Annotated in this window: 7 protein-coding genes and 1 pseudogene; all 8 read left to right on the top strand. The window is 70.8% G+C overall.

Annotated features, from left to right (window positions below):
* Window positions 1-165: pseudogene (locus Q0C81_RS09010) on the top strand (D-cysteine desulfhydrase); the annotation flags it as partial.
* A 28-nt stretch (window positions 166-193) separates the two neighbouring features.
* Window positions 194-832, top strand: coding sequence for a hypothetical protein (locus tag Q0C81_RS09005; RefSeq protein WP_291836702.1), 639 nt, complete (start codon window positions 194-196; stop codon window positions 830-832).
* A complete protein-coding gene (locus Q0C81_RS09000; protein WP_291836700.1) occupies window positions 829-1,491 on the top strand; it encodes an amino acid racemase in 663 nt (220 codons plus the stop codon). Before Q0C81_RS09005 ends, Q0C81_RS09000 begins: the two co-directional genes overlap by 4 nt.
* Window positions 1,488-2,087: a hypothetical protein gene (locus Q0C81_RS08995; RefSeq protein ID WP_291836698.1), complete on the top strand. Its 600-nt coding sequence runs from the start codon at window positions 1,488-1,490 to the stop codon at window positions 2,085-2,087. The genes Q0C81_RS09000 and Q0C81_RS08995 overlap by 4 nt, the downstream gene beginning before the upstream one ends.
* An 80-nt stretch (window positions 2,088-2,167) precedes the next feature.
* Window positions 2,168-2,707: a hypothetical protein gene (locus Q0C81_RS08990; protein WP_291836696.1), complete on the top strand. Its 540-nt coding sequence runs from the start codon at window positions 2,168-2,170 to the stop codon at window positions 2,705-2,707.
* 48 nt (window positions 2,708-2,755) lie between these two features.
* A complete protein-coding gene (locus Q0C81_RS08985; RefSeq protein ID WP_291836694.1) occupies window positions 2,756-3,706 on the top strand; it encodes a nucleoside hydrolase in 951 nt (316 codons plus the stop codon).
* Window positions 3,703-4,542: a ribokinase gene (locus tag Q0C81_RS08980; RefSeq protein ID WP_291836692.1), complete on the top strand. Its 840-nt coding sequence runs from the start codon at window positions 3,703-3,705 to the stop codon at window positions 4,540-4,542. The genes Q0C81_RS08985 and Q0C81_RS08980 overlap by 4 nt, the downstream gene beginning before the upstream one ends.
* Window positions 4,543-4,699: 157 nt before the next feature.
* On the top strand, window positions 4,700-6,958 hold a 2,259-nt coding region (locus tag Q0C81_RS08975), incomplete at its 3' end, for a pitrilysin family protein (protein ID WP_291836689.1).

Raw genomic sequence — 6,958 nt, 5'->3', positions numbered from 1 at the left:
GACGGGATCGTGCTTGACCCGGTCTACAGCGGCAAGGCGATGAAGGGCCTGATCGCCCTGGCCAAGGCGGGCCGGTTCGAGGGCGAGACGGTGGTCTTCCTGCACACCGGAGGGGCGCAGGGCCTGTTCGGGTACGAGAGCGAGATCGGGGCGTCGTTAGCGTAAAAGGTGCAGATACTGGGGGCGGCCTAAAATGAGCAACCACGAAACCGCCAATTTAACGGGCGTGATTCAGACGGGAGCTGCCGTGCTCGCGGTCTTTGCGGGCTTCGCTTATGTCGGATTTCAGCGCTGGGCGGAGACAGCGGCCGCGGGTCGCGCTGCTGGCCACCTAGCAAGGCACTCGATCGACTTTGTTACGGCCCGCTTAGATGCATTGGTCGATCCTACAGAGTCGATGGAGCTCGCACTCCGCGGCAGCCGGGCCATGGAGATGGTCGAAGTCTTCCGTGAGCTCGAAATATCTCTCCTGCCGCCGCGATTTATTGAATCGGTTGCCATAATTAGAAGCGCAGTATTCGCCATCAATCGCCGCATTGATGAGGTCCTAAAAGACGATGCCACTCGCCAAAGCCAACGCCGTGTCCGCCTTCACAGCGCGGGGCGTACGCTAGATGAAGCGCGCACCGAGCTGGAGGGGCTTCGTAAACGCTACGCGTGCTGGAACCAGCACAAGTTCAAGGCCAAGAAAGTTACCGAGCGGATGGAAGCATTTCTGGCAGAAGCAATAGCGGCAAAGAAAAAGACAACTGCAGCCGAGCCAGCAAAGATTGCTACGAGACCCCAAGCGGCTAGGTCGTCGCGGCAGAAGCGATCTAGGAAGCTCCCATGACTAAAACCCTCGGCGTCCTCGGCGGCATGGGGCCCGCCGCGACGGTGGCCTTCCTCGCGCGGGTGCAGGCGCTGACGCCCGCCGAGGGCGATCAGGACCACATCCGCATCATCGCCGACATCAATCCGCAGGTGCCGGACCGCAACCGCGCGCCGGACGCCGCCGAGGCGGTTCTGGCGGGGATGGCGCTGCGGCTGCGCGACGCCGGGGCGCGGGTGCTGGCCATGCCGTGCAACACCGCCCACGCCCAGGCGGCGGGCATCCGCAAGGCGGGCCTGCCCTTCATCGACATGATCGCCGAGACGACGGCGGCGGCGACCGCGGGCGGGGCCAGGAAGATCGGCGTGCTGGCCACCCCGGGCGGGGAGGCGCTGTACACCCGGGCGCTGCAGGCGACGGGGGTGAAGATCGTGCGGCTGGGCGGCGCGGACCGCGAGGCCTTCATGGGCTGCGTCTATGCGGTGAAGCGCGGCGACGTCGGCGAGGGCCCGCGCGCGGAGATGAAGCGGCTGGCGGCGGCGCTGGTCACGGCCGGGGCCGAGGTGGTCATCGCCGGCTGCACCGAGGTGCCGCTGCTGCTGAGCGTGCACGAGGTCACGGTCCCGCTGATCGATTCCGCCGAGGTGCTGGCCGCGGCCTGCGTGAAGGCCTGTCTGTGAGCGAGACCGAGACGCGCGCGGCCCGCAAGCGGGCGGCGGCGGTGCAGGCCTTGCTGACACCCGGCGAGACCGTGGTCTGGGCCGGCGCGCCGCAGGGGCGGCTGTTCCTGTCGCGGCGGCAGGGCGCGGCGATCGCCTTCAGCCTTGTGTGGTGGTTGGTCCTGCTGTCGGCGGCCTGGTCGATGCGGGCCTTCGCCGACAGCCCGCTGCTGATCGTCATCGGTCTGTTCGTGGCGATCGGGGCGCTGCAGGACAGCTGGCGGACCGGAAAGTGGTTGGCCGGCCGGATCGGCGAGCACTATGCGCTGACCGACCGGCGCGTGCTGGTGCTGGACCGCAAGGGCGGGCTGAAGGCCGAGGTCGGCCTGCTGACGGCGCATCCGTTCCGCGCCGCTCCCGCCACGGGCGCCCGGGGCGCGATCCTGCTGGGCGAAGATGCGCCGCTGGTCGACCTGATCCAAGGGCGAGTGTTGCGGATCAATCCGGAAGAGGACGCGCCCCGGCTGTCGGACCTGGTGGGGCATCTGGCGGTGCTGGAGCTGATCCGGACGACGGCGGCGGCGTGGGAGACGCGCGGCGTCGCTGCGCCAGGCTGAGGCTCCGCGCCGCGAACGCGGTCTGGACAGGGCAAATCCGGCGAGGCAGCGTGCTTCACGGTTACGGTTGAGGCCTCGTCATGTTGCTGTTTGTCTTCGTCGCGTCGTTGGCGCTGACCCCCCAGACGCAAGAGGCGCCGAATTTCGAGGAAGCCGATGTCAGTCGGCTCGAGACCTGCGTGTTCGGCGGCGACGATATGTCCAAATGCGGTGATTTCGCTGTTGAAGTCGCCGCGCTTGAACAGTGCGCCGCCCGGACCAATCTCGATGACGGCCCGGAAAGCTTCGTCGAGCAATGGGTTGAATGCGAGGGCGTGCTGCCTTGCATCCTGCAAAAGCCCCGGCCGGGCCAGTCGAGGCTGGCGTTGCGGAACTGTTCCGCGCGGGGCGTCGCCTCACGCAAGATCATCGCTCACCGTTGGTGGCCGGCCATAGACGCCAGGCTGGGAGAGGCGGACCGACAAGTGCTTGTCCAAGTGCAGAAGGCCTATCTGGACCAGCTTGAAATCCCGTCTGAGAGCGACGATCCCCTGCGGGCCAGCGCGCGTCAGGCCGGCAGTTGGGACAGTTGGCTGCGGTTTCTGCGTCTGGCGCAGATCACGGGCAAGCCGACCGTCTGAGCCTCGCCAGCCTTGCTCCGAAGCGCGGCGCGCGGCAGTGATGCCCGGGTGAACAGACAATCGCTGATTATCGACTGCGACCCCGGCGTGGATGACGCCGTGGCGCTGATGCTGGCCTTCGGGGCCGAGGAATTCGAACTGCTGGCCGTGACCACGGTGGGCGGGAACGTGCCGGTCGAGAAGACGGCGCGGAACGCGCGGATGCTGCGCCAGATCGCCGGGCTTCAGAAGCCCGAGCGCGAGGACGTGCCGGTGTTCATGGGCGCGGGGGAGCCGCTGCGCCGGACCCTGGGCACGGCGGCGGAATTCCACGGGCCGGAAGGGACCGGCGACCTGGAGCCGTTCGAGCCGGACGCGCCCGTGGCCGAGGGCCATGCGGCGGACGCCATCCTCGCCCTGGTCAACGCCCGCCCGGCGAAGTCGGTGGCGCTGGCGGTGCTGGGGCCGCTGACCAATCTGGCGCTGGCGCTGCGCAAGGATCTGGCGCTGGCCGGGCGGCTGCGGCCGGTGGCGGTGATGGGCGGGGCGCGGTCCGAGGGGGGCAACATCACCGCCTCGGCCGAGTTCAACATCTGGGCCGATCCGGAGGCGGCGGCCGAGGTGCTGGCGACCGAGTGCGATGTCGTGATGTTCGGACTGGACGCGACCCATCAGGTGCGGGCGACGGACGAACGGATCGCGGCCCTCGAGGCGCTGAAGACGCCGATGGGCGGCACGGCGGCGGCGATGATGCGTTTCTCGCAGGCGGTGGAGCGCCGGATCGTGGGCTGGGACGCGCCGCCGGTGCACGACCCCTGCCCGGTGGCCTGGCTGCTGAAGCCGGAGCTGTTCGTACTGCAGCCGTGCCGGATCCGGGTGGAGACGGACAGCGACCTGACCCGCGGCCATACGGCGGTCGAGTTCCGCGAGGGCGTGGCGGGCGAACCGCTGCGCCACCGCTGGGCGGTCAGCGCGGACGCGGACGGGGTGTTCAGCCTGATTGCGGAGAAGTGTGCATGAGGATCACCGTCGTCGGGTCGATCAATCTGGACTTCGTCGCCTCGGCGCCGAAGCTGCCGCGCGCGGGCGAGACCGTGACGGGCGCCGAGCTGGCGCGGCATCCGGGCGGCAAGGGCGCCAACCAGGCGCTGGCGGCGCAGCGGCTGGGGGCGGAGGTGTTCCTGATCGGCCGGGTCGGGCGCGACGCCATGGCCGAGGAGGCGCTGGCGCTGCTGCTGGCCGACGACGTGGACGCCGGCGGGGTGGTCGCCGACGCCGAGGCGCCGACGGGCGTGGCTCTGATCGCCGTCGCGCCGGACGGCGAGAACCAGATCGTGGTGGCGGCCGGCGCCAACCACAGCGCCTTCCCCGAACAGCTGCCGCAGCGGATCGAGACCCCTCTGATCCTTCAACTGGAGTTGCCGATCGAGACGGTCGAGGCGGCGGTGGGGCGGGCGACGGACTTCGTCTGCGTGAACCTGGCCCCGGCCCAGCCGGTGTCGGACCAGCTGCTGCGCCGGGCCGACCTGATCGTGGTCAACGAGACCGAGGCGGCCTTCTACGGCGATCTGCTGCATCACGGCGGCGGGCGGGTGGTGGTGACCCTGGGGGCCGCCGGCGCGGTCATGTACCAGCGCGGGGCCGAGATCGCGCGGGCCGCCCCGCCCCGGGTGCGGGCCGTCGACGCCACCGGCGCGGGCGACTGTTTCGTCGGCGCGATCTGCGTCGCCCTGCTGGAGGGGATGGAGCCCGAGGCGGCGCTGCGCTTCGCTTGCGCGGCGGGGGCCGTCGCCGCGACCCGGCCCGGCGCCCAGCCCTCGATGCCGACGCGGGACGAGGTCGAGGAGCGGCTCTAGCCCTCCGGGATGGAGCGACGGACTTCCGCCCGCCCCCGCGTGAAAGGATCGCCGGTCAGGATCCGGCGGCCGACCTTTCATTACGAACTTGAAATCCGACCCGGGCTTCGCCGCTGTTAGGGTCGCGAGGTTCAGATCACTGTCCTTGGGGGACCCCATGATGACCCGCACCGCCGCCCTGCTGGGCGCCTCGCTGCTCGCCCTGACCGCTCCGGCCTTCCCGGCCCTCGCGCAGGACGCGGCGACCATCACCGTGCCGCCGCTGCAGTACACGCATCGCCAGCTGGCCAACGGGCTGAATGTCTATTCCATGCCCGACGCGACCGCCGGAACGGTGACCGTGCAGGTCTGGTACGACGTGGGCGGCAAGGACGATCCTGAGGGCCGCTCGGGCTTCGCCCACCTGTTCGAACACATCCTGAGCCGCAAGACGGTCAACCTGCCCTACGGCCAGATCTCGACGCTGGTCGAGAACGCGGGGGGCAGCCGCAACGCCTCCACCGGCCAGGACATGACCAACTACTACGAGACTGTGCCGCCGCAGTATCTGGAGACGATGCTGTGGACCCACGCCGAGCGGATGGCGCGGCCGGTGGTCGACCAGGCCGTGTTCGACGCCGAGCGCTCCATCGTGAAGGAAGAGCTGCGTCAGCGGGTCTATGCGCCGCCGTACGGCCGGCTGGACCGCTTCGTCATCGGCGACAACGAGTTCGACCGGTCCATCTATCGCCGCAGCGTGATCGGCTCGATTGAGCAGCTGGACAGCGCCACCATCGACGACGCACGCGCCTTCCACGAGGCCTATTACCGCCCGGCCACGGCGACCCTGATCGTGTCGGGCAATTTCGATCAGGCCCAGCTGGACCGCTGGGTCGACCAGTATTTCGCCGAGATCCAGAACCCCGCCCGCCCGGTGCCGGTGTTCGAGCGTCCGGTGTCGCCGCCGCGCACCCAGCCGCGTCTGGTCGAGGCCTATGCGCCGAACGTGCCCCTGCCGGCGATCGCCGCCATCTTCCCCGGCGTGAAGGCGTCGGACCCGGACGCGGCGGCGCTGGACGTGCTGTCCGGCATCATGTCGCGTGGCGACAGCTCGCGCCTGCACCAGGCGCTGGTCTACGGCGGGCAACTGGCCACCAACGCCAGCTTCGGCGCCGACCAGATGGAGGAGGCGGGCACGATCACCGTCCAGGCGACCGTGGCCCAGGGCAAGGCGATCCCCGACGTGGAGGCGGCGCTGAACGCCCAGCTGGCCCGCGTCCGCGACGAGCCGGTGACCGCCGCCGAACTGGCCGAGGCCAAGATGGAGATCGTGGCGTCGGCCCTGCGCCAGCGCGAGACGGCCTCGGGCCGGGCCTTCATCCTGGGCCGGGCCCTGGTCGACGAGGGCGATCCCACGGCGCCGGACGCCAACCTGGCCGCCGTGCAGGCGGTGACCGCCGCCGACGTGCAGCGCGTGGCCCGCAAATACCTGGACGAACAGGCGCGGGTCTCGATCCGCTATCAGGACGAGAGCCAGCGTCCGGCGGGCGTCAGCGAGGACAGCTATCGCAACCCGGTTCCGGTCCCGACCTTCCTGAGCGTGCCGCCGGCCGTCCTGCCGCCGAACGAACTGCTGCCCGAGGGGCAGCGGATGGCGCCGCCGGCCGCGGGCGCGCCGCGTCCGATGGCGACGCCGCATGTGGTGGAGCGGACCCTGTCCAACGGCCTGCGGGTGATCGTGGCCAAGTCCACCGACCTGCCGATCGTCAACGCCCAGCTGGTCATCGGCGGCGGCGCGGCGGCGGATCCGGCGGACCGTCCGGGTCTGGCCTCGATGACCGCCGGCCTGGCCACCGAGGGCGCGGGCGGACGCTCGGCCCCCGAGATCGCGCGCACCCTGGAGGCGCTGGGCGCCAACATCGGCGGCGGCGCGGGACAGGATGCGTCGGCGGTCTTCATGTCGGCGCCCGTGGCCGCGGCCGATCAGGTCGGGGCCGTGCTGGCGGACGTGATCCAGCGCCCGGACTATGCGCCCGAAGAGGTGGCGCGCAACCGCACGCGGGCGGTCAACGCCCTCAGGGTGAACCTGCGCCAGCCGGGGCCACTGGCCAATCTGGTGCTGAACCGCCTGGCCTTCGGCGCCTCGCCCTACGGCGCGCCGACCTCGGGCACGCCGGCCTCGATCGGCGCCGTGACGCGTGAGGAGATCGTCGCCTTCCACGACCGCTGGTGGCGGCCGGACAACGCCGCCCTGATCATCACCGGCGGCATGGAGCCGGAGGCGGCCTTCGCCTTCGCCGAGCGGACCCTGGGCGGCTGGGAGCGGCCCTCGGGCGCCGTGCCGGTCACGGGACCGCGCGCGGGCGCCGTGCCGGGACCGCGCGTCGTCGTGATCGACCTGCCGGGCGCCGGTCAGGCGGCGGTGGCGGCGGCGGTG

It is taken from the genome of Brevundimonas sp., assembly GCF_023259385.1.
Lineage (GTDB): Bacteria > Pseudomonadota > Alphaproteobacteria > Caulobacterales > Caulobacteraceae > Brevundimonas.
Note: the sequence above shows the minus strand (reverse complement) of the source record. Positions and strands in the feature narration are given on the sequence as shown.

Excerpts from the sequence above, each read along its gene's own strand:
- Q0C81_RS09005 (WP_291836702.1), top strand. The coding sequence starts at position 194 with ATGAGCAACCACGAAACCGCCAATTTAACGGGCGTGATTCAGACGGGA.
- Q0C81_RS09000 (WP_291836700.1), top strand. The coding sequence starts at position 829 with ATGACTAAAACCCTCGGCGTCCTCGGCGGCATGGGGCCCGCCGCGACG.
- Q0C81_RS08990 (WP_291836696.1), top strand. The coding sequence starts at position 2,168 with ATGTTGCTGTTTGTCTTCGTCGCGTCGTTGGCGCTGACCCCCCAGACG.
- Q0C81_RS08980 (WP_291836692.1), top strand. The coding sequence starts at position 3,703 with ATGAGGATCACCGTCGTCGGGTCGATCAATCTGGACTTCGTCGCCTCG.